The 23,376-nt window shown below is 64.7% G+C and carries 24 protein-coding genes and 1 other annotated feature; of the genes, 13 read left to right on the top strand and 11 right to left on the bottom strand.

Annotated elements, in window-relative coordinates:
- Nucleotides 1-13: 13 nt before the first annotated feature.
- Nucleotides 14-421, bottom strand: a complete 408-nt coding sequence (locus LWC34_RS52025) for a protein-tyrosine phosphatase family protein (RefSeq protein ID WP_233733715.1) — start codon at nucleotides 419-421, stop codon at nucleotides 14-16.
- A 74-nt stretch (nucleotides 422-495) separates the two neighbouring features.
- Nucleotides 496-1,710, bottom strand: a complete 1,215-nt coding sequence (locus LWC34_RS52020; RefSeq protein ID WP_233733714.1) for a sialidase family protein — start codon at nucleotides 1,708-1,710, stop codon at nucleotides 496-498.
- A gap of 57 nt (nucleotides 1,711-1,767) precedes the next feature.
- On the opposite strand from LWC34_RS52020, the gene LWC34_RS52015 reads away from it, so the two are divergent.
- The gene (locus LWC34_RS52015; protein ID WP_233733713.1) at nucleotides 1,768-2,442 is read left to right on the top strand and encodes a peptidylprolyl isomerase; all 675 of its coding nucleotides are present in this window, start codon (nucleotides 1,768-1,770) and stop codon (nucleotides 2,440-2,442) included.
- On the opposite strand, the gene LWC34_RS52010 is transcribed toward LWC34_RS52015, so the two are convergent.
- Nucleotides 2,408-3,355, bottom strand: coding sequence for a 4-hydroxy-3-methylbut-2-enyl diphosphate reductase (locus tag LWC34_RS52010; RefSeq protein WP_233733711.1), 948 nt, complete (start codon nucleotides 3,353-3,355; stop codon nucleotides 2,408-2,410). The two genes, LWC34_RS52015 and LWC34_RS52010, sit on opposite strands and share 35 nt — an antisense overlap.
- 126 nt (nucleotides 3,356-3,481) lie before the next feature.
- Here LWC34_RS52010 and LWC34_RS52005 point away from each other — a divergent pair, with 126 nt between their 5' ends.
- Nucleotides 3,482-5,203 (top strand): 1-deoxy-D-xylulose-5-phosphate synthase, encoded by a 1,722-nt coding sequence (locus LWC34_RS52005; protein WP_233733709.1) that lies wholly within the window; start codon nucleotides 3,482-3,484, stop codon nucleotides 5,201-5,203.
- Nucleotides 5,200-6,282 (top strand): flavodoxin-dependent (E)-4-hydroxy-3-methylbut-2-enyl-diphosphate synthase, encoded by a 1,083-nt coding sequence (gene ispG, locus LWC34_RS52000; RefSeq protein WP_233733707.1) that lies wholly within the window; start codon nucleotides 5,200-5,202, stop codon nucleotides 6,280-6,282. The genes LWC34_RS52005 and ispG overlap by 4 nt, the downstream gene beginning before the upstream one ends.
- 4 nt (nucleotides 6,283-6,286) lie before the next feature.
- Here ispG and LWC34_RS51995 read toward each other — a convergent pair whose 3' ends face one another.
- Nucleotides 6,287-7,915 carry an AMP-binding protein gene (locus LWC34_RS51995; protein ID WP_233733698.1) on the bottom strand — a complete coding sequence of 543 codons (1,629 nt, stop codon included), beginning with the start codon at nucleotides 7,913-7,915 and terminating at the stop codon, nucleotides 6,287-6,289.
- Nucleotides 7,916-8,138: 223 nt separating this feature from the next.
- The gene (locus LWC34_RS51990; RefSeq protein WP_233733696.1) at nucleotides 8,139-10,841 is read right to left on the bottom strand and encodes a glycosyl hydrolase family 95 catalytic domain-containing protein; all 2,703 of its coding nucleotides are present in this window, start codon (nucleotides 10,839-10,841) and stop codon (nucleotides 8,139-8,141) included.
- Between the two features lie 184 nt (nucleotides 10,842-11,025).
- Here LWC34_RS51990 and LWC34_RS51985 point away from each other — a divergent pair, with 184 nt between their 5' ends.
- From LWC34_RS51985 to LWC34_RS51955, 7 genes are all read left to right on the top strand, one after another.
- Complete coding sequence (locus tag LWC34_RS51985) at nucleotides 11,026-11,343, top strand: transposase (RefSeq protein ID WP_233733694.1); 318 nt, start codon at nucleotides 11,026-11,028, stop codon at nucleotides 11,341-11,343.
- Entirely contained in the window at nucleotides 11,298-11,921 is a 624-nt protein-coding gene (locus LWC34_RS51980; RefSeq protein WP_372496842.1) for an IS3 family transposase, read from the top strand. Before LWC34_RS51985 ends, LWC34_RS51980 begins: the two co-directional genes overlap by 46 nt.
- Nucleotides 11,301-11,414: a sequence feature (AL1L pseudoknot), on the top strand. It overlaps the preceding gene by 114 nt.
- A 53-nt stretch (nucleotides 11,922-11,974) precedes the next feature.
- Entirely contained in the window at nucleotides 11,975-12,961 is a 987-nt protein-coding gene (locus LWC34_RS51975) for a tripartite tricarboxylate transporter substrate binding protein (protein ID WP_233733690.1), read from the top strand.
- Nucleotides 12,958-13,383, top strand: a complete 426-nt coding sequence (locus tag LWC34_RS51970) for a tripartite tricarboxylate transporter TctB family protein (RefSeq protein WP_233733689.1) — start codon at nucleotides 12,958-12,960, stop codon at nucleotides 13,381-13,383. The genes LWC34_RS51975 and LWC34_RS51970 overlap by 4 nt, the downstream gene beginning before the upstream one ends.
- Nucleotides 13,384-13,393: 10 nt before the next feature.
- Nucleotides 13,394-14,896, top strand: a complete 1,503-nt coding sequence (locus LWC34_RS51965) for a tripartite tricarboxylate transporter permease (protein WP_233733688.1) — start codon at nucleotides 13,394-13,396, stop codon at nucleotides 14,894-14,896.
- A gap of 18 nt (nucleotides 14,897-14,914) precedes the next feature.
- Nucleotides 14,915-15,436, top strand: coding sequence for a VOC family protein (locus LWC34_RS51960; protein WP_233733687.1), 522 nt, complete (start codon nucleotides 14,915-14,917; stop codon nucleotides 15,434-15,436).
- Complete coding sequence (locus tag LWC34_RS51955; RefSeq protein WP_233733686.1) at nucleotides 15,429-16,229, top strand: MerR family transcriptional regulator; 801 nt, start codon at nucleotides 15,429-15,431, stop codon at nucleotides 16,227-16,229. Before LWC34_RS51960 ends, LWC34_RS51955 begins: the two co-directional genes overlap by 8 nt.
- A gap of 320 nt (nucleotides 16,230-16,549) precedes the next feature.
- On the opposite strand, the gene LWC34_RS58560 is transcribed toward LWC34_RS51955, so the two are convergent.
- Complete coding sequence (locus LWC34_RS58560; protein ID WP_233733685.1) at nucleotides 16,550-16,990, bottom strand: Lrp/AsnC family transcriptional regulator; 441 nt, start codon at nucleotides 16,988-16,990, stop codon at nucleotides 16,550-16,552.
- A gap of 81 nt (nucleotides 16,991-17,071) precedes the next feature.
- On the opposite strand from LWC34_RS58560, the gene LWC34_RS51945 reads away from it, so the two are divergent.
- Nucleotides 17,072-17,668, top strand: a complete 597-nt coding sequence (locus LWC34_RS51945; protein WP_233733684.1) for a LysE family translocator — start codon at nucleotides 17,072-17,074, stop codon at nucleotides 17,666-17,668.
- Here the strand turns inward: LWC34_RS51945 and LWC34_RS51940 are convergent.
- Together LWC34_RS51940 and LWC34_RS51935 are read right to left on the bottom strand one after the other, a co-directional pair.
- The gene (locus tag LWC34_RS51940; protein ID WP_233733683.1) at nucleotides 17,654-18,550 is read right to left on the bottom strand and encodes a pirin family protein; all 897 of its coding nucleotides are present in this window, start codon (nucleotides 18,548-18,550) and stop codon (nucleotides 17,654-17,656) included. The two genes, LWC34_RS51945 and LWC34_RS51940, sit on opposite strands and share 15 nt — an antisense overlap.
- Nucleotides 18,543-18,860, bottom strand: coding sequence for a GNAT family N-acetyltransferase (locus tag LWC34_RS51935; RefSeq protein WP_308200284.1), 318 nt, complete (start codon nucleotides 18,858-18,860; stop codon nucleotides 18,543-18,545). Before LWC34_RS51935 ends, LWC34_RS51940 begins: the two co-directional genes overlap by 8 nt.
- Before the next feature lie 166 nt (nucleotides 18,861-19,026).
- Between LWC34_RS51935 and LWC34_RS51930 the strand changes: the two genes are divergently transcribed.
- Nucleotides 19,027-19,596: a sigma-70 family RNA polymerase sigma factor gene (locus tag LWC34_RS51930; protein WP_233733680.1), complete on the top strand. Its 570-nt coding sequence runs from the start codon at nucleotides 19,027-19,029 to the stop codon at nucleotides 19,594-19,596.
- Here LWC34_RS51930 and LWC34_RS51925 read toward each other — a convergent pair.
- The 3 genes from LWC34_RS51925 to LWC34_RS51915 all read right to left on the bottom strand — a co-directional run bounded on the left by LWC34_RS51925 (nucleotide 19,593) and on the right by LWC34_RS51915 (nucleotide 22,602).
- Nucleotides 19,593-20,486, bottom strand: a complete 894-nt coding sequence (locus tag LWC34_RS51925) for a zinc-binding dehydrogenase (RefSeq protein WP_233733678.1) — start codon at nucleotides 20,484-20,486, stop codon at nucleotides 19,593-19,595. The genes LWC34_RS51930 and LWC34_RS51925 overlap by 4 nt on opposite strands.
- A 110-nt stretch (nucleotides 20,487-20,596) precedes the next feature.
- The gene (locus LWC34_RS51920; RefSeq protein ID WP_250109480.1) at nucleotides 20,597-22,204 is read right to left on the bottom strand and encodes an RNA polymerase sigma factor; all 1,608 of its coding nucleotides are present in this window, start codon (nucleotides 22,202-22,204) and stop codon (nucleotides 20,597-20,599) included.
- Between the two features lie 194 nt (nucleotides 22,205-22,398).
- Nucleotides 22,399-22,602, bottom strand: coding sequence for a hypothetical protein (locus LWC34_RS51915; protein ID WP_233733674.1), 204 nt, complete (start codon nucleotides 22,600-22,602; stop codon nucleotides 22,399-22,401).
- 221 nt (nucleotides 22,603-22,823) lie between these two features.
- On the opposite strand from LWC34_RS51915, the gene LWC34_RS51910 reads away from it, so the two are divergent.
- On the top strand, nucleotides 22,824-23,363 hold the full coding sequence (locus LWC34_RS51910; RefSeq protein WP_233733672.1) for a hypothetical protein: 540 nt from the start codon (nucleotides 22,824-22,826) through the stop codon (nucleotides 23,361-23,363).
- Nucleotides 23,364-23,376 lie beyond the last annotated feature (13 nt).

Raw genomic sequence — 23,376 nt, 5'->3', positions numbered from 1 at the left:
CACTCACGACGGTTTACCTGCGGAAACGTAGGACCCATTTGCGTTGCCATGGGGTTTCGACGGCCCGGTGGCTGTAGTGCTCGCGTACCCAGGCGACGGCGTCGGCGGGCTCAATCCCCGCCAGGACCGCCAGACAGGACATCGCGGTGCCGGTGCGGCCGAAACCGCCGCCGCAGGCGAGCTCGACCCGCTTGCCTGCCAGAGCCGTCTCATGCAGCTTGCGGATCGCGCGACTGGCGGCCTCGGTGTCCTTCGGCAGCCAGAAGTCGGGCCATTCGACCCAGTCGTGCGGCCAGGTGAGCTGGTCTTCGTACTTACGGCGCATCTTGGTTGAGCCAAGGTACAGGCCGTATTCCGGCTTCTCGCCAGGTGGCTCGGGGTTACGCAGACCCCGGCCGCGGATCCAGGTCCCATCGGGCATTTCGATAGCACCATCAAGGTGGGAACTGGTCATAACGCCTTTCTACCCACCTTGACGGCGTCTCGCAGCGGTTTTTACTCAGTGCAATCAGGTTCGCGCACGCCGCCCTGCACCCACGGCAGGTTCACCTTGCGGAACGCGATAGACCGGTGCGAAGTGGAGCTGCTGCCGGTGTTCTCGTTGACCTCGATCAACGCGCCGACGTGGTAATCGGCAGTCTTCACGATGCTGGAGTAGCCGCCTTCCTTGTAATTCCCGCCTTCCAGCGGCAATGGCGCGTCCGAGAACGGACGGCTGTAACTCCACGTCTTGCCTTCGTCCTCGCTCATCCGAATCCGCATCTTCGTCCGGGTCGTGGTGCTGGCGGAGTTCACGAAAGCAAGACGCGCGGGCGCATCGGCGTTATAACGCATGGTGGAAGCTTCGTTCAACGGGTCGAGGAGGCAATCCGCGCCGGAGAATGCCGTAAATCCACCCTCGATCGTGCCGCGGGCCACCCAGCGGCGTTTCACGTCCTCCCAGTTGCCCGAGGTCGGCCGGTCATTTCGGTACAACCGGCCATCCGCCAGTTCGAGCACGGTCGATTCGCCGGTCTGTTCCATCGCCGCACCCGAGGTGGTCTTCATGACCTGGACCTTCCAGGTCTGGCCGTGGTCGTCGCTGTAAATGTTCCGGTGCTGCGCCGGAATCACGAGCCTGCCCGGATTACGCACGGTCGTCTGAATTCCCACACCAGGCCCGACCGCGTCCCAGTTCCAGCTCTTGCCCGTCGCCAATTCACGCGGCTTCAAGGAAGCAGACATATCCACCGGCGCGGTCCACGAGGCACCGTTGGTCGTGCTCGAGGACAGCCAGACCTGCCGGTCGTCCCACGAGTCCACCGGGTGGCTGCCTTCCGGCTGACGGTTCATGAACAGCCAGATCTTGCCGTTCGACCGGTCCACGACCGGGGTCGGATTGCCCCAGACGCCAAGGCCGCCGCCGACCACCTCGGCCAGCGCCGACCAGGTGGCGCCGTTGTCGAACGAGCGCTTGTACAGCAGGTTGATGTTGCCGTAGTCGGCGTTGTTCTCCGCGCGGCCCTCGACGAACGCGATCAGCGTGTCGTCGTTGGTACGGATCAGCGCCGGGATCCGGAACGAGTGGTAGCGGATGCCGTTGAGCGTGTCGTCGCCGCCACCGTCGAAGATGATCTTCTCCGAATGTGATTCCGCCGCTGCGGAAGCGACACCCGGCACCAAGGTCACTGTGATCGCGGCCGCGAGCAGCAGCCGTCCCCAGTTCGTCATGGCGTCATCCTGGCCAGTACGGATACAAGCCAGGTACAACCGATTATTGTCTCGGCCATGAAGCTTCGTTGGGTATTCACCACCGTCGCCGCGTTGGCGGCGTCCGTTCTCGCGGCCGCACCGGCCCAGGCTTCGCCAAGCACCACCAAGCCGTTCGTCCGGTGTGAGTTCACGCCGACGCCGGAGAACCCGTCACCGCGGCCGGTCCTGCGGCCGGTGCCGTACGCGCTGACCATCGGCACCCAGAAGGTCACTTTCAAGACCAACTACGGGCCGATCGTGATCGAGCTGAACCGGGCGGGTACGGCACCATGTGCCGCGCACAACATGGCCAGCCTGGTCGTGCAGCACTTCTACAACAAGAGCCAGTGCTGGCGGTTGACCAACAACGCGCGGCTCGGGGTGCTGCAGTGCGGCGACCTGATCAAGGCCGAGGTGGGCGGGCCTGGGTACAAGTTCGCTGATGAGGTCAACGGCAAGGAGACCTACCCGCGCGGCACCGTCGCGATGGGTAACCAGGGCCCCGGCACCAACGGCAGCGAGTTCTTCATCGTCCACACGTTCGCCAACATCAAGCCGAACTACTCCGTGTTCGGCAAGGTCGTCCGCGGGATGGACGTGCTCGACCGGATCGTGGCCAACGGCATCATCGACACCGACCCGGCCGTGCCGGGCGACGGCCTGCCAGCCAAGCCGGTCAAGATCGAGAAGGCTTACCTGACAGGGTTCTAGGCAACGCGAACACCTGCCGTTCCTCAGCGGTGACGACTTCCTCCGGTTCGGGCCATCCTTGCCCGGCAAGGAAGTCGACGACCTCGGTGACCAGAATCTCTGGCACCGAGGCACCGCTGGTGACCCCGACCGTGGTCACCGAGTCCAACCAGGACAGTTCGATTTCCCGAGCAGAGTCGATCAAATAGGCCGCGGCGGCCCCGGCCTGCAAGGCCACTTCCACCAGCCGCACCGAGTTCGACGAATTCCGCGAGCCGACGACCAGCACGAGGTCGCACGATGGAGCGATCTGTTTCACCGCGACCTGCCGGTTCTGGGTGGCGTAACAGATATCGCTGCTCGGCGGGTCCGCCAACAAGTTGAACCGTTCTTTCAATCCTTCGACGCGTTCCATTGTCTCGTCGACACTCAACGTTGTCTGGGACAGCCAAATCACTTTCGATGGATCGTCCACCGCGACGGAATCGACGTCCTCGGCCGTGTCGATCAACTGGACCCGGTCGGGCGCCTCGCCCATGGTGCCTTCGACCTCCTCGTGGCCTTCGTGGCCGACGAGCAGGATCTGGTAGCCGTCCTTGGCGAACCGGATGACCTCCTGATGCACCTTGGTGACCAGCGGGCAGGTCGCGTCGATCGCCATCAGCCCCTGGTCTCGGGCATCCTTTTTCACCTTGGGTGATACGCCGTGCGCCGAGAACACGACCACCGAACCGGCCGGGACGTCGTCGATCTCGTCGACGAAAACGACTCCGCGATCCCGAAGCGTCTGCACGACATGCTTGTTGTGCACGATTTCCTTGCGCACGTAAATCGGCGGACCGTACTGGTCGAGCGCCCGCTCGACAGTGACGATCGCGCGATCGACTCCAGCGCAGAAACCGCGTGGCGCGGCCAGCAGAATTCGTCGTCCCATGGCAGCGAACGTAAGGCTTTCGGGTAGCAGCGCGGCGTCGTCGTTCCGTGACGCAGAACAGCGGGTGGACCACACGGGAACGCCCTCACAGACTCAGGCGGCGTGGAAATCGATCAGGGAGGGAACATGTCGGCTACCGCTGCCGCCCTACAGCCGGGCCTGGCCTGCGATCCCGCGACGCTGCGAAGCATGGGATACCCGCGGCTGCGCGCGGTCGCCGGGGACATCAGACAGTTCCTGATCGAGAACGTCTGCCGCAACGGCGGCCACCTCGGCCCCAACCTCGGCGTCGTCGAGCTGACGCTGGCGTTGCACCGGGTTTTCCGCTCGCCGCGTGACCGCATCCTGTTCGACACGGGACATCAGGCATACGTCCACAAGATCGTCACCGGACGGCAGGACTTCACCTCGCTACGGCTGCGTGACGGCTTGTCCGGATATCCGAGCCAGGCCGAGTCCGTCCACGACATCATCGAGAACTCGCACGCGTCGACCGCACTGTCCTATGCGGACGGATTTGCGAAGGCTGACGAGGTGAGGGAGATCGCCGGACGGACCACGGTCGCGGTCGTCGGTGACGGCGCGCTGACCGGTGGCATGTGCTGGGAAGCGTTGAACAACATCGGTGGTTCCAGTCGGCCGGTCGTGGTCGTGTTGAACGACAATGGCCGTTCCTACGCGGCGACCAGCGGTGGCATCGCCGATCATCTCGCAGACTTGCGGATGGGCTACGGCCCCAACGTGTTCGAAGAGCTCGGGTTCGTCTACATCGGACCTGTCGACGGCCACGATCTTCCGGCGCTTGAGCACGCTTTGCGTGAGGCACGCTCGTACCGCTCCCCTGTCGTCGTGCATTGCGTGACGGTCAAGGGAAACGGCTTCGCACCGGCCGAAGCCGACGCCAACGACCGGATGCACGCCGTCGGTCCATCCGGCAGCCAGTCCAAGCCAACGTGGACAGACGTCTTCGCCTCGGAGATCGTGGACATCGGGGCGCAACGCGACGACGTGGTCTGTCTGACGGCGTCGATGCTCCTGCCGACCGGGCTCGGCGAGTTCGCGCGACGGTTCCCCAAGCGGATCTTCGACGTCGGGATCGCCGAACAGCACATGGTCACCTCGGCGGCCGGGCTGGCGATGGGCGGGTGTCATCCTGTGGTCGCGGTGTACTCGACGTTCCTGAACCGCGCGTTCGACCAGGTCCTGATGGACGTGGCGCTGCACCGGCTGCCGGTGACGTTCGTCCTGGACCGGGCCGGTATCACCGGGCCGGATGGTGCGTCGCATCACGGCGTGTGGGACATCGGCCTGATGACCGCGGTCCCTGGTCTCCGCCTCGCAGCTCCCCGGGATCCCGCGCAGCTTCGCGAGTTGCTTCGAGAAGCAGTGGTGGCCACGGGTCCGACAGTGGTCCGGTTCCCCAAAGCGTCCGCTGGGGAATCGATCGAAGCCATCGATCGTGTTGGCCCTGTGGATATCCTGCGGTCCACAGGCACGGACGTGCTCCTGGTCTCGATGGGGCCGGTCGCGGAAGTCTGCCTCGAAGCGGCCGCACTGCTCGAAGCCGAAGGCGTTGGCGTGACTGTGGTCGACCCGCGGTGGATTGTGCCGTGCTCCCCCGCGCTGGCGGCTTTGGCTCGTGCGCACCGAAAGGTGTTCACGGTCGAGGACGGCGGCCGCGAGGGATCGGCCGGAAGCTTGCTCGCTCAAGCCATTCCGGAAATCCCGGTACACACCATCGGGTATCCACGCGCCTTCATCGCACACGCTTCACGTCAGCAAATCCTTGAGTCGCACGGGTTCACTGGTGCCGCGATCGCGGCGACCGTCTTGGAGGGCCAGGCATGACCACACTCGCGCCTCGTCGGCAGACCCGCCAGCTGAAGGTGGGTCCGGTGGGAGTCGGCAGCGATTTCCCCGTCTCGGTGCAGTCCATGACAACGACGGTGACCGCGAACGTCGACAAGACGCTGCAGCAGATCGCCGAGCTGACCACGGCAGGCTGCGACATCGTCCGCGTCGCCTGCCCGTCACAGGACGACGCGGACGCGTTGCCGCAGATCGCCGGGAAATCCCAGATCCCGGTGATCGCCGACATCCATTTCCAGCCGAAGTACGTCCTGACCGCGATCGAGGCCGGCTGCGCGGCAGTGCGCGTGAATCCCGGCAATATCAAGAAGTTCGACGACAAGGTCGGTGTGATCGCCCGCGCAGCCCGCGATCACGGCACGCCCATCCGGATCGGCGTCAACGCTGGCTCACTCGATCCAAGGTTGCTCGCGAAGCATGGCCGCGTGACGCCTGAAGCCCTTGTGGAGTCGGCGTTGTGGGAGGCTTCGCTGTTCGCGGAGCACGACTTCTACGACCTGAAAATCTCGGTCAAGCACCACGACTGTGTCGTGATGGTCGAGGCGTACCGGCAATTGGCCGAGCAGTGCGATTACCCGCTGCACCTCGGGGTGACGGAGGCCGGGCCGATGTTCCAGGGAACCGTGAAGTCCGCGGCGGCGTTTGGAGCCTTGCTCTCCGACGGGATCGGGGACACGATCCGGGTTTCGCTGTCGGCGCCGCCGATCGAGGAGGTCAAGGTCGGCAGCCAGATCCTGGAGTCGTTGGGACTGCGTCCGCGCAAGCTGGAGATCGTCTCGTGTCCTTCCTGTGGCAGGGCTCAGGTCGACGTGTATCGGTTGGTTGCCGAGGTTCAGGCTGCTTTGGACGGTCTGGAAGTTCCGCTTCGGGTCGCTGTCATGGGTTGTGTCGTCAACGGGCCCGGCGAGGCCCGCGAGGCCGATCTCGGTGTCGCTTCTGGCAACGGCAAAGGCCAGATCTTCGTCAAGGGCCGCGTGGTACGGACCGTGCCAGAGCACAAGATCGCCGAGACGTTGATCGAGGAGGCCATGCGGATCGCCGAGGAATCCCCGCAGTAGATGACTACTGGGAGTCCAGAAGGCGGGCCCGTAGAACGTCTTTCTGGACTTTCCCACTGCCGTTCCTCGGCAATTGGCCGATGACTTCGACGCGGCTCGGCTGATACCACCCCGTCATCGCGATGCCGTTCAGATAGGCCCTGATCATCGGCAGATCAACCGTGGCTGTCGGCGTCGCCACGACATACGCGCACGCCAACTCGCCGCCATCGCCATCCGGGTAGCCAACCAGAGCCACGTCGGCGATCCCGGGGTGGTTGAGCAACGCGGCCTCGACATCGGTCACCGGGATCATGAACGTGCCGCCGATGCGGTCAGTGACCCGGCCCATCAGCCTGATGCCTCCCCGACCGTCATGAACCGCCAGGTCACCGGTGTCGTACCAGCCGTCGTCGTGGTCGGCCAGTATTCGCGACTCGTCGCTGTCCAAGCCGAACGTGGCCACGCAGACGCCCGCGCCACGAACGAACAGCCGCCCGGGCTGTTCACGGGTGATCTCCAGCTGCGACCTGAGATCGATCTCGACACCCGCGCCAGGGCTTCCGTCGCTGTACGCACCCCAATCGACCGGATCGTCCCGTCTGGTCCAGGTATGCCCGGCGGCCTCGGTCATGCCCCAGGCAGTCCGCAAAGGCAGACCGAGGATCCGGTGCGTCTGGTCGACAAGCCGCCGCGGAATAGTGGTGGCGCCGCTGACCACCAACCGCAGAGCCAACGGTCCCGACGAATCGGTGTCGATCGCGGACAGCAGTTGGCGCAGGAAAACCGGCGCACCTGAGTAGACCGTCGCCTGCGTTTCGGCCAGCAAGATCGCCGCGTTCACCGGATCCCATGCGTCACGGATGACGGCCGTGCCGCCGGTCAGCAGGGGCAGCAGGTATCCGTAGATCGCGCCGACGATGTGGGTGAGCGCGGCGGCCGTGAAGAACCGGTCGTGCTGCCCGAGCTGTTCCGCGTCGATCACCGGAGCGATACCCGCGTACAGCGTGTTCGCGGTGTGCACGACACCTTTCGGCGCACCCGTTGTGCCCGAGGTGAACAGCACCATCGCCGCCCGGTCCGGGTCGTCGTCCAGCTCGTCGGCACAGGTAGCTGACCGTTCGAAGACCTCATCGAAGCTCAGCTCGCCCCGGTCGTCTCTGGCGTGCCCGAGAATCACCCGATGCTGCAGGTGCGGAAGCCGATCACTCATCTCAGCCAGCGCGTCCGCGTGCGCGAAGCCCTCCCAGCAGTCGATCGTCACACAGACGCGGACTTCGAGCCTGCGCAGCATTCGCTCGACCTCACGCGGCCGGATCGTCGGTATCACCGGCGCCACGATCGCCCCGACGCGCAGGCAGGCCAGCATCAACGCGGGCACTTGCCAGCGGCTTGGCAGCTGGATCAGCACGACGTCGCCGCGACCGATGCCCAGATCGGTCAGCGCGCCGGCGAAGCGCTCGACCATCCGCTCGTACTCGGCGTAGGTCAGGCAGACCCTCGACACCCCGGCTTCCTCAGCGATGATCGCGGCCGCGTGCGGCGTCTCGGCCCGCCACTTCCGCAGGTCGGCGAGCGGTCCGTGCCGTCGCCAAATACCGCTGGCCCGGTACCTGCGCGACAGCTCTTCGTTCGCCCGAATCCGCGCGATCACCTTCCCGTGACCTCCACGACTGATCACCGTTCATTGACTACGCTCCACTGTGCCTGCTGGCGTGAAACGAATGACGAACGGTATGGCTGCCATGACTCTACAAGCCATGGTCCAGCCCGAGATTGCCCTCTCGGCAGCAACATCTTGCCTATTTATACCGATCGGACCTCGTGAGTGGTTAACCGTGTTCTAACCCTGATAACCACTCACGAGGGATGACCGGCTATGGGGTGATGCGGAACGCGTCGATCATGCCGACCGAGGTGCTGCGGTTGACGATCCGGATCGTGTGGCTGCCGCGCGGCAGGCCTTGGCGTTCCCACACCACCTGCTGCGACTGCCGCGCACCGGAGATCCGGAGGTTCACGGTCGCTTGGAAAGCGTTGTCCAGATAGACGTCCACGGTTCCCATGTCGCTGAAACGTTCGGAAATGAACTGCACACCTGTACCGGTGAACGTGTACTGGGCGGACGCGTCGATCGTATTGCTGTGGTGGGTGTCGTCGTTGTAGTCGCCGTAGCCGCGATTCGTTGTGAGGTACCAGTTCGCGCCATACGTGACGTCGGTGTTGTTGACCATCGGGTTGGCGGTCGCGTCAAGGCCCAAGGTCGATGCCGTGCCAGCGAGGGACTTCGAGCCCTGGTTGGCAGTGCCGGTGAGTCTGGTCGAGGCATAGTTGGTCAACGGTTTCGCGGTACGTTCGACCACGTAGACGGTGTTCGCGGCGGTCGGCAGGTCGAGCTCGGCGGCCGAGGTCGTCTGCAGGACCGCGTTGTCGGACGTGCGCCGGACCCGGACCTGTTGAGTACCCCACGGGTTGACGATTCGAGTCGGCTTTCCATACAGGCTGCGGATTCCGACGTACTTCGTCTCGCTCGCCTCACGTTCCGAGCTGACCAGGAAACCATCCTTGGCCAGCAGGGTGAACTTGCCGACGAACGAGGAATCACTGGGAATCGCCGGGAAAACGCGGATCTTCCCGTTGTACGACTGCATGAGTGCCTCGTTCATCGCGGTCAGGTGCACGCCGAGGTACTCGTAGACGCCGTTCGTGTTGTTCGTCATGCCATTGGGATAGTTCTGGTACTGCCGCAGCATTTGCTTCATGCCCTGCATGGTCTGGTCGCCGAGACCCAGCCGGGCCGCTTGCGCGGCATCCGGAGCCCAGACGTTGCCATACGGGAAAGGCCGCCGGTTCCAGGTCGTCACCGCCATGGACTGGTCGGGATAACCAATGCCGGTCAGGTCATACGGCCACACGAGCTCGACCGCGACGTTCTCGTTGTTGCGGGTCTGGGCGATCGGCGGCTGATGCGGCACGTAGGCGCCGTTCTCCACCGGATAAGCGACCAGGTTGTTCACGATGTTCTGCCATTGGCCACGCAAACCCGCGTCGAGGCCGAGTTCGGTCGAAATCTGGATGGTCAGCGGGAACAACAACCGCACAGCCGCGAGATCCGTGATGGCGTTGCGGACATTCCAGTACGTCTCATGCGAGTTGGACGTGGCCATGTAGTACTTGCTGCCGTCAAAGGACAATCTGGCCGCATAGAACTTCACGACCTCACGCATGTATGGATAAGCCGTGGTACGCAGGTAGTTCGCGTCGTTCGTGTACCGGTACTGGAGATACATGTTGTACGCGGCTTCGGTGCCGGTCGAGTAGATGTTCTTGGTGTAGTCGCTGTTGATCGTGCCGCGGGCGTTTCCGTCCCAGCCCATCGTCTCGGGCACCCACAGGCCGTCGATGCCGTATCGGGTCTGCGTGTAGGACTTCAGATAGCTGTAGTTCCTGCTGTACATCCGGTTGAAGCCGGCCATCAGGTCGGCGTGGTTGGACGCCAGGAACGAGTTGTAGACGTCCCGCTGGTTCCAGTACCAGTAGGAGTTGCTCCACTTTGTCTGATCCTCGGTCGCCCGGAAGACACCGTTGATGAAGTGGAACGGATAGTTGCCATATCCACCCGAGGCGATCATGTACGTACTCAGGTAGTAGACGTTCTCCAGGTAATCGGCCTCGCGGGAACCGTTGGAGTACTGCACGAACGACTTCTGCCAGAACGCGTGCCACCAGTTGCGGAAGTTGGTCAGCGTGGCGGCGTAGCCCGTGCTTCTGACTGAGTTGAGCGCGTTGCGGGCCTGGGTCACCGAGTTGTTGCCTGGCGCGTTGAGCCTGGTGCTCGCGGTGAACCAGATTGTGTAGCTTGTGGACGGTGTGATGGTGAACCGGACGCGACTGTTGTTCACCACCTGGGTCGTGAATGGGGCGCCCTCGACGGTCGCAGCCAGCGTGTAGCCGAAGTTCTGCGGGTCGGACTGGCCACGGCTGATCCCGGCACTGCCGGAGTCGGCGTACGCGGTGACGGTCTTCCACGTGTCCAGGTTCGGGACGTCCCCGCTGTTGCCGAGGTTGCTGACGTTCCACAGGCTCAGCTCGAAGCTGATGTTCTGTACTCCCCCACGGGTGTCGTCGACGTGCACGCCCATGACCTCGGAGTTCGGCGAGCCCATCACGGTCACTGCGCGGTTGGCGTCGTACTTCGTGGTCAGCGTGCCGTCATAGAGCGAGAGCCGCTGCTGATAGCTGGAGTATCCGCTATCCATAGCTGGAGTGGTCGTCAGATTCGCCATCCCCGCGCCGAACGCCGTCTGCTGCGATGTGTCCACGCCCGAGACCTGCATGGTCAGGCCGTTTTGGTGCCACGCCATCGCACCCATCCGACCATTGCCCGCGAACAGGCCATGCAGCTTATTGGTGTTCGGCCGGTTGTAGACCACGTCGTGCTTGGCCGGATAACTGGCGTAGTCGACGTCCAACACCCCGGAGGACGGGTTGAAGGCGGCATCAGTAGGGGAAGCAAGCGTCGCAACGGGCACGCCAGCGAGCAAGACGACGGTCATCAGGGCAGCACGAATTGAGCGCACGACGAGTCCTTCCTGCCATCGCTGAACAGACACAGGGAGCGACGGCAAGAGCGGCGGATGCAGGGCTTATCCAGTACACATCGGAGGTTTCGGGCAGTCAAGTATAGGCACTGAACTATTTTTGGCCGCCCGTTTGTACGCGAATTGTGCAGGGCGTATGCAGGTGCGGGAGCACGATCTTCCCGTGCCCGCACCCAAAAAATATCCGGATGAGCTGCGCACTCGCGCCGTCCGCCTGGTGTTCGACACCCGACGGGCCCGTGGCAACTCCTACGGCGTCATCGCCGAGGTGGCCACCAGGCTCGGGATCGGCGACCAGTCACTGCGCAGCTGGGTCCGGCAAGCCGAAATCCATGGCGAGTCGAGCGGAACGCCGATGTCCGCCGAACGCCGGATCACCGAACTGACCAGAGAAGTCCAGCAGCTTCGCCGGTCGAACGAGATACTGAAAGCCGCATCGGCTTTTTTCGCGCGGGAGCTCGACCCGCGACCGAGCAACTGATCAAATTCGTCAACGAACACAAGAGCACGTTCGGAGTCGAGCCGATCTGCCGAGTTCTGGGGATCGCTCCGTCGACGTACTACGCGGCCATCGCACGGCCGCTGTCGCAACGCTCACGCCGTGACGAGGACATGAAGCGCGAGATCCTGCGCGTCTTCGCCGAGACATCGGCCGGGTCGCGGCGAATCTGGCGCAGGCTCAACGCCGAAGGCGTCACAATCGCCCGCTGCACGGTCGAGCGGCTGATGCGCGATATGAAGATCTCCGGCGGGCCACGGCCCGTCACCACCGATGGACCGAAAATCCGCCGGTGGTACGTGGACTTCCACGCCGGAGCGCTGTTCGTGGTCGACGAGGACGCACGCAAAATCGTCGCCTACGAGCGGACTGGCGTCATTTCCACCGAGCGGGTACTCACTGCCTTGGAAACCGCGATATGGGGCGCGGCATGGCACCACGGACACACCGTGATCACCTACAGCGAGCGCCTCGCGGCGTCTGGAGTGGACACCACGCTCGGCCCGGTCGGCGACAGTCCGATGGCCCAGTCGATGATCCAGTGGTACAACGGGAGCTGACGTAAGAGTCCGCCGCCAGCAGGACAACACTCATACGCTCGTAAGGAGCTGTCATGACTGTGCCCGTCCGGCGGCGCCGACTTCTTGCCGCGCTCGCGACGATTCTGGTCTCCACCAGTGCATGTAACGGCGTACAAGGCGGCAGCAATGCCGCCTCCTACCCGAATCGCGCCGTCCAGTTCACGGTTCCTTTTCCGCCAGGCGGAAGCACCGACATAGTCGGGCGGGCCGCGGCCAAGGTCGCGGAAAAGCAACTGGGACAATCCATGCCGGTCGCCAACAAACCCGGCGCGAACGGTGCCGTCGGCGGCAAGGAGGTGCTCGCACAACCGCCGGACGGGTACAACATCGGGTTGCTGGTGAAGTCCCTTTTCGCCATCACCCCGCTGGCCATCAAGGACCCGACCGCGATCCAGCTGGACAAACTGACCATTGTGGCCACTCTGACCACCGAGGACTACATCCTCGTGGTGAACGCGGACTCGCCATATCGGACACTCAAGGATCTGGTTGACGCGCAGTCAGTCAGGTACGCCACGTCCGGCGTCGGCACCGGAGCCCAGCTGTCGCAGGCGCTGTTGTTCAAGGCAGCCAACGTCCAGGCGACCGACGTACCGTTCGACGGCGGCGCGCCTGCCGTGACCGCCTTGCTGGGCAAGCAGGTTGACGCGTTGTCAGGTTCGTTGTCCGAGACCATGCCGCACATCAAGGCAGGCAGAATGCGCGCTTTGGCCGTATTCTCCGACCAACGCAGCAAGTTCGTCCCCGATGTGCCGACTGTCAAGGAAAGCGGCTACGACGTCGTGGTCGACCAGCGCCGGTTCGTCGTCGCGCCGTCCGGACTGCCCGAGACTGTGTCGACGAAGCTGGCGAACAGCTTCGCCGAAGCACGCAAGGACGCCGCGTACGAGAAGTTCCTGAGCGACAACTATGTCGAGCGCTGGGAAGTCTCCGGCGACGAGGCACGGACACACATCGCCGAGGCCGCGAACGTGTACGCGGAACAAGTCCGCAAGTACGGTCTGACGTTCGGCTCATGACGCGCGCCGTCGCAGGCGTCCCGCCGATCCTGCTCGGCCTTGTCGCGCTGTGGTTCGCGGCCGACCTCGACTTCGGGTCGCTGACCAACCCAGGCCCGGGGTTGTGGCCGGTCGTGGTGTCGGTGGTGCTGGTCGCCGCCGGGATCGCGATCATCGTCGAGGCACGGCCGGACACCGAGGGATTCACCCGAGGCGCGATCACGGTCGTGATCGCCGCGGTGAGCCTGGGCGTGTACGCCTATCTGTTCGAGCTCACCGGGTTCGAGATCCCGACGATTCTGTTGCTCGCGCTGTGGTTGAAGGCGTTCGGCCAGGAGAGCTGGCTGGTCACCGGCATTGTCTCAGTGGTCGCGACCGCGGCGGCCTACGCCCTGTTCATCCTCGGCCTGCGCGTGCCGCTGCCGCACTTGTTCGTGATCTGAAGGGATCGCCATGGACTTCGGACCAGTGCTGGCGGGGTTCTCGGTCGTGTTCGAGCCGCAGAACCTGCTGTACTGCCTTGTCGGCGTGACGCTCGGGATGCTCGTCGGTGTCCTGCCGGGGCTCGGCCCGGCTGCGACGATCTCGATCCTCCTACCGATCACGTACAGCATCGAGCCCGCGGCCGCGGTGATCCTGCTCGCCGGGATCTTCTACGGCGCCCAATATGGCGGCACGATCACCTCGGTGCTGCTCCGGCTGCCGGGTGAGGCGTCCACTGTGGTCACTGTGTTCGACGGCCATGAACTCGCCCGCCAAGGCAAAGCCGGGTCCGCGTTGGGCATCGCGGCGATCGGGTCGTTCATCGGCGGGACCGCGTCGATCATCCTGCTGACGTTCATCGCGCCGCTGGTCGCGGACTTCGCACTGGAGTTCGGTCCTGCCGAGTACACGATGCTGGCGTTGATCGGCGTCTTGCTGGTGGCCACATTGGTGAACGGGTCGCTGGTGAAGGGAATCGCGGCAGCGGCTTTGGGCCTGCTGCTGGCCACGATCGGCAGCGACCCGATCGTGGCTGCGCCTCGGTTCGTGTTCGGCAGCGACCAGTTGGCCGACGGGATCGACTTCGTGATCGTCGCAATGGGACTGTTCGGGGTCGCCGAGATCCTCTACAACCTCGAACACCGGCTTCGGGAGCAGCCCACGATCAGCTCGTTCGGCCGGGCATTGCCGACGAGACTCGAATGGCTCAAGTCCCGGCTGGCCATTGTGCGTGGCTCGATCGTGGGTTTCGTGCTCGGTGTGCTGCCCGGCGGCGGCGCGACCATGTCGTCCTTTGTGGCCTATGCGGTGGAGAAACGATCGTCCAAAGAGCCCGAACGGCTCGGCAAGGGCGCGATCGAGGGCGTGGCCGCGCCGGAGACAGCCAACAACGCGGCGGCGACGTCGTCGTTCATCCCGTTGCTGACACTGGGAATCCCGGCGAACGCGACCATGGCGGTGTTGTTCGGAGCGTTGCTGCTGCAGGGAATTCCGCCGGGACCGCAGTTGATCGTCGAGCACCCGGACGTGTTCTGGGGTGTGGTCAACTCGATGTACGTCGGCAACGTCTTCCTGTTGCTGCTGAGTATCCCGCTGATCGGCGTGTTCGTGCGGCTGTTGAAGGTGCGGCCGGGGATTCTTGCGCCGCTGACGATCCTGATCACGATGATCGGCGTGTACAGCATCCGTAACAGCACCTTCGACATGTTCGTGGTCATCGTGCTCGGCCTGGTCGGCTACGGCATGAAGAAGCTCGGGTTCGAGCCGGGGCCACTGGTGCTGGCGTTCGTGCTCGGCAAGCTGCTGGAAAGCTCGTTCCGCCGGTCGATGCGACTGTTCGACGGGAACCTCCTTGGTTTCCTGCAACGGCCGGTGTCCGCGACCCTGGCGGGCCTGTTCGTGGTGGCTGTCGTGGTCGTGCCGATCCTGCGGAGGGTGCGACGCAACAAACAGCTTGACCCTCACGTAACGTGAGGCTGCAAGGTAGGTCGGGTGAATGACTACTACAACGCCTTCGAGATGAGCCCTGTGCCGGTCGGCCCGGACGCGGTCGCGCCGGAGCCGTTCCGTGGCATCTACGCGATGCCCGCGTTCGTGACGATCCCGACGAACGATTTGGCGGCCTCGGTGGACTTCTGGACCCGAGGGCTCGGGTTCATCGACCTGTTCACCATTCCCGGCACGATCACGCACTTGCGCCGGTGGGCGTTCCAGGACGTGCTCCTCGTCGCGGCGCAGACCGTTCCGGACAAGGCACCTGCGATCAGCTTCAGCTTCTCGTGCGTGCTCAACCAGGTCGAGTCCATTGTCGAGGCTTGCCGTGCGATCCGCCCGGACTCGGTCGACGGTCCACGCGACACGCCATGGAATACCCGTGACGTGGAGGTGATCACGCCCGAGAACGCCCGGATCATCTTCACCGCGGCGAAGCCGTACGACCCGGACAGTGAGGAGGCACGCAACCTTGCGGCTGTCGGGATCACCCCGCCAAGCGACAATGGGGAGCATGCCTGATCCCACTGATGTCGAAGGCCTGACCGTCGGTCAGGTCTCGACGCGTCTTGGCGTGACCGTCCGAGCGCTGCACCATTGGGATGAGGTCGGCCTGGCGCGGCCGTCGCTGCGTACGGCCGGTGGATACCGGCTTTACACCGCTGGTGATCTGGAACGCTTGCACCGCATCGTCATCTATCGCGAGCTCGGCCTCGGGCTGGACAAGATCCGGTCCATCTTGGACTCGACCACGGCCGTGCCCGAGGCGTTGCGGGCCCAGCGCGCCCAGGTCGCTGACCGGATCAAGCGGCTGCGAGAACTGAGCGCCGGACTGGATCGGATGATCGACGCCCACGAGCGCGGCCTGCTGCTGACCGCCGAGCAGCAGGTCGCGATCATCGGTCCACAGTGGAACCCGGATTGGTCGGTCCAAGCCCGTCAGCGCTACGGCGACACGACGCAATGGCAGCAGTTCGCTGAAGGCTCAGCCGATCGCGGTCCGGAGGAATGGCAGGCCATCGCCGACGCCATGCTCGGCTTCGAAGGAGCATTGGGGGATGCGATGGACGCGGGCGTCCAGCCTGGTAGCGCGGAAGCGAATCAGCTCGTCGAGCAGCATCGCGAGGTGTTCGCGTCGTATTTTCCCCTCAGCAGGCAGATGCAGGTCTGTCTCGGCCGGATGTTCGAGGGCGATCCGGGATATGCCGCCCACTACAACGGCATCCGACCCGGCCTTGCCACGTGGTTCCGTCGCATCATCGACGCCAGCGCTCGTGTGAATGGCATCGATCCCGAGACCGCGACCTGGACCTAGTGGTGTCTCGGAAGGTGCCGCGTCTATTCGGTGGAGCCGGTCTCCTCTAGCCAGGATCGATCTGAGGTGGTCAGAGTGACCCCAAATGAGGCATTTCCTCGGCGGGAGGGCCGCCTCCTGTGTCGTCCGGTGCTGGTCACGCTCGCGACTGTTCGTGAGGGCCGAGTTAGCGGCGTTGAACGCCGCCAAGGTGACCTTCACGGCATCAACGTGGGTAACAGGTGTGGTACGTGCGACAGGTGCGACTCAGGTGACGGTTGATCATCCATTATGGACAGACCGGAAGCCCGGTTACAAGATCAACGACTTGAGACGAGCCACTAGACACGGTCGACGACGTGTTTCATCACGATCGTCGACGACACCCGCTGCACACCTGCCAAAGTGGCCAGTTTCTCGTCGTAGAACTGCTGGTAAGCGGCGAGATCCTTGGTCACGACCCTGAGCAGGTGATCCGGGTCGCCGAACAAGCGCTCGGCCTGGACGATCTCGGGCAGCTTGGCGATGGCCTCCTCGAACGCGGCGACAACCGGGCGCTCGGTCGTACTCATCGTCACGAACACCAGAGCCTCGAAGTCCAGCCCGAGCGCCGACCGGTCGATCACCGCCCGGTACCCGCGGATCGCGCCGGATCGCTCAAGGTCACGCAGCCTGCGATGGCACGGCGACACACTCAGCCGCACCCGCGCGGCCAGCTCGGTGATGGTCAACCGGCCGTCCTTCTGCAGCTCGGCAATAATCTTCCGGTCAACGGCATCCACACGCGATATTTTACCCCAAAATGAGCCTGACCTGGGTAACTTCGGGAACACCTTGCGGATGGATCGACATAGCGTTGCCCCATGAATTTCGGTGCTGTCGCGACGTTTCTGGTGATCGATCTGCTGCTCGTCCTCACGCCCGGCGCGGACTGGGCGTTCACCATTGCGGCTGGGATACGAGACCGCTCGGTGGTGCCAGCGGTGACCGGCCTAGTGATCGGCTACGCGGGCCACGTCATCCTGGTGACGGCCGGTCTGGCGGCCTTGGTCGCCGCGAACCTGGGGCTGCTGAAAGGACTCACCGCGGTCGGCGCGGCGTATCTGATCTGGATGGGCGCGAGCGTCCTGGTGAAGCCACCGGCGGAGGTCCAGCTCGCGGCGCCGTCACCTGGACGGATCGCGTTGCGGGGCGTGGGCGTGAGCGGCCTGAATCCCAAGGGAATGCTGCTGACGGTGGCCTTGCTCCCCCAGTTCGTCCGGCCGGACGCGCCATGGCCGATCGCGCTGCAGACTGCGACGCTGGGCGTGCTGCACATGGTCCTGTGCGCGGTGATCTACCTGATGGTCGGGCTTTTGGCCCGGACCGTGCTGGGTGCACGGCCGCGGGCCGCCGCGATCGTCTCGCGAGTGTCCGGTGTGGCGATGGTGCTCATTGGCGCGTCGCTACTGCTGACGTGACGGCTGTTTGCGCGGCTTGAGGCGAAGGTTGGGCAGCACCGGCGCGGGGATCCGGTCGCTGCCGTGCCCGGCCACCGTGCCGAACCGGGTCGTGTCCTGGTTCTCCCATTGCTCACGGGCGGCCAGGATCTCGTCGTGACTGCGTCCGACGAAGTTCCACCACATCACCAGGTCATCGGGGAAAGGCAAGCCGCCGAGCAGGACCACGCGTGCCGGACCGGCAAGCGTGATCTCATCGCGGCCCGTGCCCAGGTACAGCAACGGTCCCGGTTTCAGCTCGACGTCCGCGACCCGGACCGAGCCGTCGATCACCAGCACTCCGTATTCGAAATCGGGGCGCAGCGGGATCGTGCCCTCGGTGACGTCGATCTGGGCACCGACAAGCGGGGTGTACGTGGTCGCGTGCGATTCGACGTCGCCGAGCGCGCCCATGAACACCAGGGCATCAATCCCTTCGCTTCGGAAGTTCGGCAGCTGAGCGTGATGCTCGAACCCGGGGTCGATCTGGGTCGCATCGGCGGGCAACGCGACCCACAACTGCAGGGCGTGCACGCCACCAGTCAGCGAGACCTCCGAATGCGCCACACCGCGGCCGCTGGTCATCAGGTTGAGCTGACCGGGCCGCAGGACCACATCGCTGCCCACACTGTCGCGGTGCCGGATCTCCCCGGCCAACGGCCAGGTCACGGTCTGCAACCCGATGTGCGGGTGCGGCAGGACGATCATCTCGGCGATCCCCGGACCGAACTGGTCGAGGAAGCACCAAGCGCCGAGCGTCGGCAGCTCACGCTGCGGCAGCACCCGGTCCACCTTGACTCCTCGAACCCCGCCGAGCGGTACCTCGCGGGCCTCGAAGAACTCAGGGCTGGTCACGTTACTCATTCGGCCACTTGACGTGGTCGTTGTACTGCTCGTTCTTGCGGACGAACGAGGCGATGAACGGGCAGATCGGCACGATCACCCGGTTGCGGGCGACCACGTCGTCCAAGGCACCACTGGCCAGCACCTTGCCGAGGCCCTTGCCGGCGAAGGCGCCGTCGACCTCGGTGTGGGTGAACACGACCTGGTCGCCTTCCTCGGTGTACGCGGCGAAACCGGCCAGCTCACCGCCGTAGAACACCTCGTAGCGGCTCTGCTCGTCGTTGCGGGCGACCCGCGTGGATTCGTCAGTCATCATGTCCTTCTCGCTCAAGAATAAATCCATTGGTGACCATACTGATCTTTTTGCCGTGAAGGCCACCCATGCGGCGTTAAACGCGCGAAAGGAGGCCCTCGCGCGTCTGACGCCGCGAGGGTGGCCTTCACGGCACGGATGGGCCGACCGGGTCTGCCTGAACTCGGCATCGATCCAGTACGTTGTGGTACTTGTGAGGCCTGAGGACACCGAGATCACCCAGTTGGCGTTCGCTGCCCGGCGTGGTGACCGGACCGCTTTGGAGCGGTTCATCCGTGCGACTCAGCGCGACGTCTGGCGCTTCGTCGCGCACCTCGCCGACCCGAAGCTCGCCGACGACCTCGCACAGGAGACCTACCTGCGCGCGCTGGGCAGTCTCGCGCGCTTCGAGGGACGCTCGTCCGCGCGGACCTGGCTGCTTTCGATCGCGCGTCGCGTGGTCGTCGACCAGATCAGGGCCGCGCAGGTCCGGCCGCGTCATGCCGACGTGGCTGACTGGCAGGCGGCCGCCGAGCGGACCCAGCAGGCGCCTGGGTTCGAGGAGAGCGTTGTCCTCGAGGAGCTCATCAGGTCACTCGACACCGAGCGCCGCGAGGCCTTCGTGCTCACTCAAACCCTCGGCCTTGCCTACGCTGACGCCGCCGAAGTCTGTGACTGTCCGGTCGGCACGATCCGGTCGCGCGTCGCGCGGGCGCGTGACGACCTGATCACGTCCATGAAGGACAGCGACTCGCCTCGGCGGCGGTTCGCTTAGTCGACGTCCAGGACGGCCTTGCCAGCGACCTGACGGCCGAACAACGCGGCCGCGGCCTCGTCGAAGTCGGTCCACGAGCCACGCCAGCCGATATCGACCTTCAGCTTGCCCTCGGCGACCAGTTTGAGCAGGTATTCGAGGTCAGGGCCGTACTTGTTGCCCGACGTGAACGGGCTGAGGGACTTGGCCTCTCCGACTGTCGCATATGGCGGGAACACCGCGGGCTCCATCGACGTCCACCCGATGCTCTGCAGCACCCCGCCCGGCTTGAGCAGCTCCCACGACTGCACGAGGGTCGGGCCGCCGACGTTCTCCAGGATGACGTCCACAGGCTGGACGCCATCCAAGTCGGACACGACCTCTTGAGCGCCAAGTTCGGCAAGCCCGTCGCCACGCCGCGCGAGTGCGACGACATGCGCGCCTTTCTGAGCGGCGATCTGGATCGCGTAGCGGCCGACGCCACCGGACGCACCCGTGATCAGGACGCGTTTGCCCGCGATGTCACCGGAGCGGTGCAGCGCGCGCGTCGCCGTGACGCCCGCGATAGGCAACGCGGAAGCGACCGCCAGATCCACCGAGTCCGGCACGACCGCCAGTTCGTTCACGGGAACCGCGCGCTTCTCCGCCCACGCTCCGGCTAGTCCCGTGGTCACCACGCGATCGCCGACCTTCGGGCCGGAACCGTCCGCTGCGGCCTGTACGACTATGCCTGCGGCGTCCCATCCGCCCACCCGGTCTGGTTTGGCTCGGCCTGCCGCGGCCACGTCACCGTGATTCAATGACGCGTTCTCGACTTCGATGACCACCTGATCGGGCGACGGAACCGGGTCAGGCGCCTCCTTCAGCTGCAGCCCGAACTTGGTGTCCGGGGTGGTGACCAGGGCGCGCATCGAGTCCTCCAAGGCGAGTTGAACTGGCCGAACAGCTGCCTCAACCACACTACGCGGCACCATATTTCCGTTGATCTTGGTTTCACGTGGATCGGTCCCTTGTGGACAAATCAGGTGCACGTGATGGTCGCCTGCGGGGTGTTGGACTCCTTCGACTGCGGCGTCTGGACTTCCAGCTGCGCGGTCCACGGCCCGGACGAGGCGTACAGCACGGTCACCTGACCCACCCAGGTCTGTTGCGGCCCCGATTCGGGGAACGACACAGTGTCCGAGCTCATCGGCGTTCCGTTGAGCACCCACCGGAACTTCAGCTCAGCCGGCCCGTGGTTGACCTTGATGATCGCCTTGAACTGCAACGTCACGCCGCCCGTGCAGCTGCCGACGTAGGTGTCCGAGCAGGTGTCACACGAGGGCACCGGATCACAGGAGTCGGCCGGGGCGCACGTCGCGGCCGAGGTTGCCAGTGTGATCTGCGGCGGGGCCTGCACGGCGGATGACGTGGTGGTTTCCACCTTGCTGGTCGGTTTGGTGGCCGATGTGGACGGCTTCACCGGCGGGGTGCTCGGCCGGGTTGACGGTTGTGGCTTGCTTGTCGACGTGCTCGGCCTCGTGGTGGTGCTGGTGGGCGGCGCCGCGCTCGATGTCGTCGTCTCGGACGCGGCCGGGGTGCTCGATGTCGTCGTCGGCGCAGGGCTGCCGCTGGCATCCCGCGTCGGAGCGGCTGGCGTGAACAAGAACGCGGCGGCCACAGCGGCAGCGGTCACGCCAGTGCTGATCATGACCTGGGCGCTCTTCGGGACTCGCCGCCGGACGATACGCGGCCGCACCGGTTTGAAGGCTGTCGTGGTTTGGTCCCGCGCGTAGTCCGGCATCGCGATCAGCGGCATGCCGAGGAACTCTGGCCGCAGTCCGCGCCGCTTTTTGTCCTCGTACTGCGCCGCGCAGGGCTCGCAGCGGCCGAGGTGGCGTTTGACCAGCATGTACACCGGCGTCGTGAAGTCCTGCGTCGGCGTCCACTTGGGACGCGCTGCTTCGAGCTCGCCAGCCAATGTGGCACATTTCTCGGTTTCCAGCTCGCCGATCCCGCGCGTGCGGGCGAGGTAAAGGCAGACGAATCGATCGATCACTTTGGTCTTCGCGGCGTGCAGCCGACGGTCGAACTTCGCCGCGGGAATACCACTGACCTCGATCAACTCGGTGCGTGGCAGGCCGAGTCCGTGCGCGAGCATGAGCAAATTCAAGTCGTCAGGGATCTCGGCGGCGGCCTGCCGCAGCCATTTGTACATCTCCTTACTGCGGGCGAGTTCCTCCGGCGAGGGCTGGCTGGACCATTGATCGGTCATGTCGAACGTCTCAGGCTCGACCGAGATCGACCGTTTGCGTTTGTCCAGATAGTGCCCGACATCGCGTGTTGCGACCGTGTAGACGTATTTGTAGAACGATCGGACGCCGTACTCGAGCCGCAGTCGCTTGCCCGCGGTCAGCACCTTTTCGATCACTTTCTCGGTGAGATCGAACGCTTCCTGCTCATCCCGGACCCGGAACGAGAAGAAGTGGAAGATCCGCGGGCGCTCCGCCTCGCAGAGCGCCGCGAACGCCTCGTCGGCATGACCGTCTCCGTGCCGGAGCATGCCGACCAGCCGGTCCCCCGCGGTTTTGCGGACCTGCGGATCCTTGCTGCCCGCCTGTACCGCCAGGTCCTTGATCCGCACGTCCATCCGCGTCACCGCCCGCGCCGCAGATCGGCGAGCCACAGTGGGGCGCACGAGCGCAACAATTCGTAGAACCAGACCGGACTGGTCCGCATGGTGTCTCCTTCACGCAAGATGCAACGACTCCCCTTCAGAGCACCGAGAACCCCGAATCTCCGCGCGAACCGCAAAAATCATGAAATGAACTTCCGGTCACACCGTTATCGACGACCGCGTCTGCTTTCCACGGTCGCCACCAGCAGCGTGACCGTTGCTTGCAACAAAGCAAGCACATTGCCCAGATCGTCGAACACCACGGCGACAAGCGAAAGCACAAACCCGAGCCACACCATCAACCACGCCGTAGTGGACAGCGTTTGCCCTGATCCCAGCGTCGAGCACGAACATCTGCTCCCTCTGGACACCCGCACACCTCTCTCCCTTCACGCACTGGAAGAGAGCCGGCGGGACCGCGATTATTCACACGATCTTGAAAAGTTTTTCCGACTACCTCGCGGCAACGTACTCCCGACCGCGATCCTGCTCTGCGGCCAATGCCACACACCCGATGTACGCAGATTTACGTACGTGGAGATCAGCGCCAGCGCGGACGTCCTCGGGACCCTGGCCCGCGACGATTCCTTCCATGACAACGAACGTGCTGACCCCGCCGAGGCGCCCAGCATCGGCGCGGCCGAATCCGAAACGGCTGGGCAAGGGGACCCGCCGGGCGTGGCTGATCATCCACATCGTGTCCGCGGGTGCGTGGATCGGGATGGACCTGGTGCTCGGCGTTCTGGTGTTCACCGCGATGTGGACGTCCGATCCGCAGACCGCGGCGGTGGCCTACCAAGCGCTTGAGCTGTTCGCGGTCTGGCCGTTGATCATCACCGGGATCGTGTGCCTGATCAGCGGGATCGCGCTCGGGCTCGGCACCAAGTACGGCCTTGTCCGCTACTGGTGGGTGTTCGTGAAGCTGATCATGAACGTGATCCTGGTGCTGCTGGTGATCTTCTCGCTGCGTACCGGCGTTCAGGAAGCGGCCGAGTTCGGCCGTGGGCTGGCCGCGGCGCCGCCCGACAGCATGATCTTCCCGCCGATCGTGTCCACAAGCGCGGTGCTGTTCGCGACCGTCATCTCCGTGATCAAGCCGTGGGGACGGCTCAGGAAGGACAAGAAGTCATGAACCCGGTCGAGAC

Origin of the sequence: Kibdelosporangium philippinense (assembly GCF_021390435.2) — a bacterium.
Lineage (GTDB): Bacteria > Actinomycetota > Actinomycetes > Mycobacteriales > Pseudonocardiaceae > Kibdelosporangium > Kibdelosporangium philippinense.
Note: the sequence above shows the minus strand (reverse complement) of the source record. Positions and strands in the feature narration are given on the sequence as shown.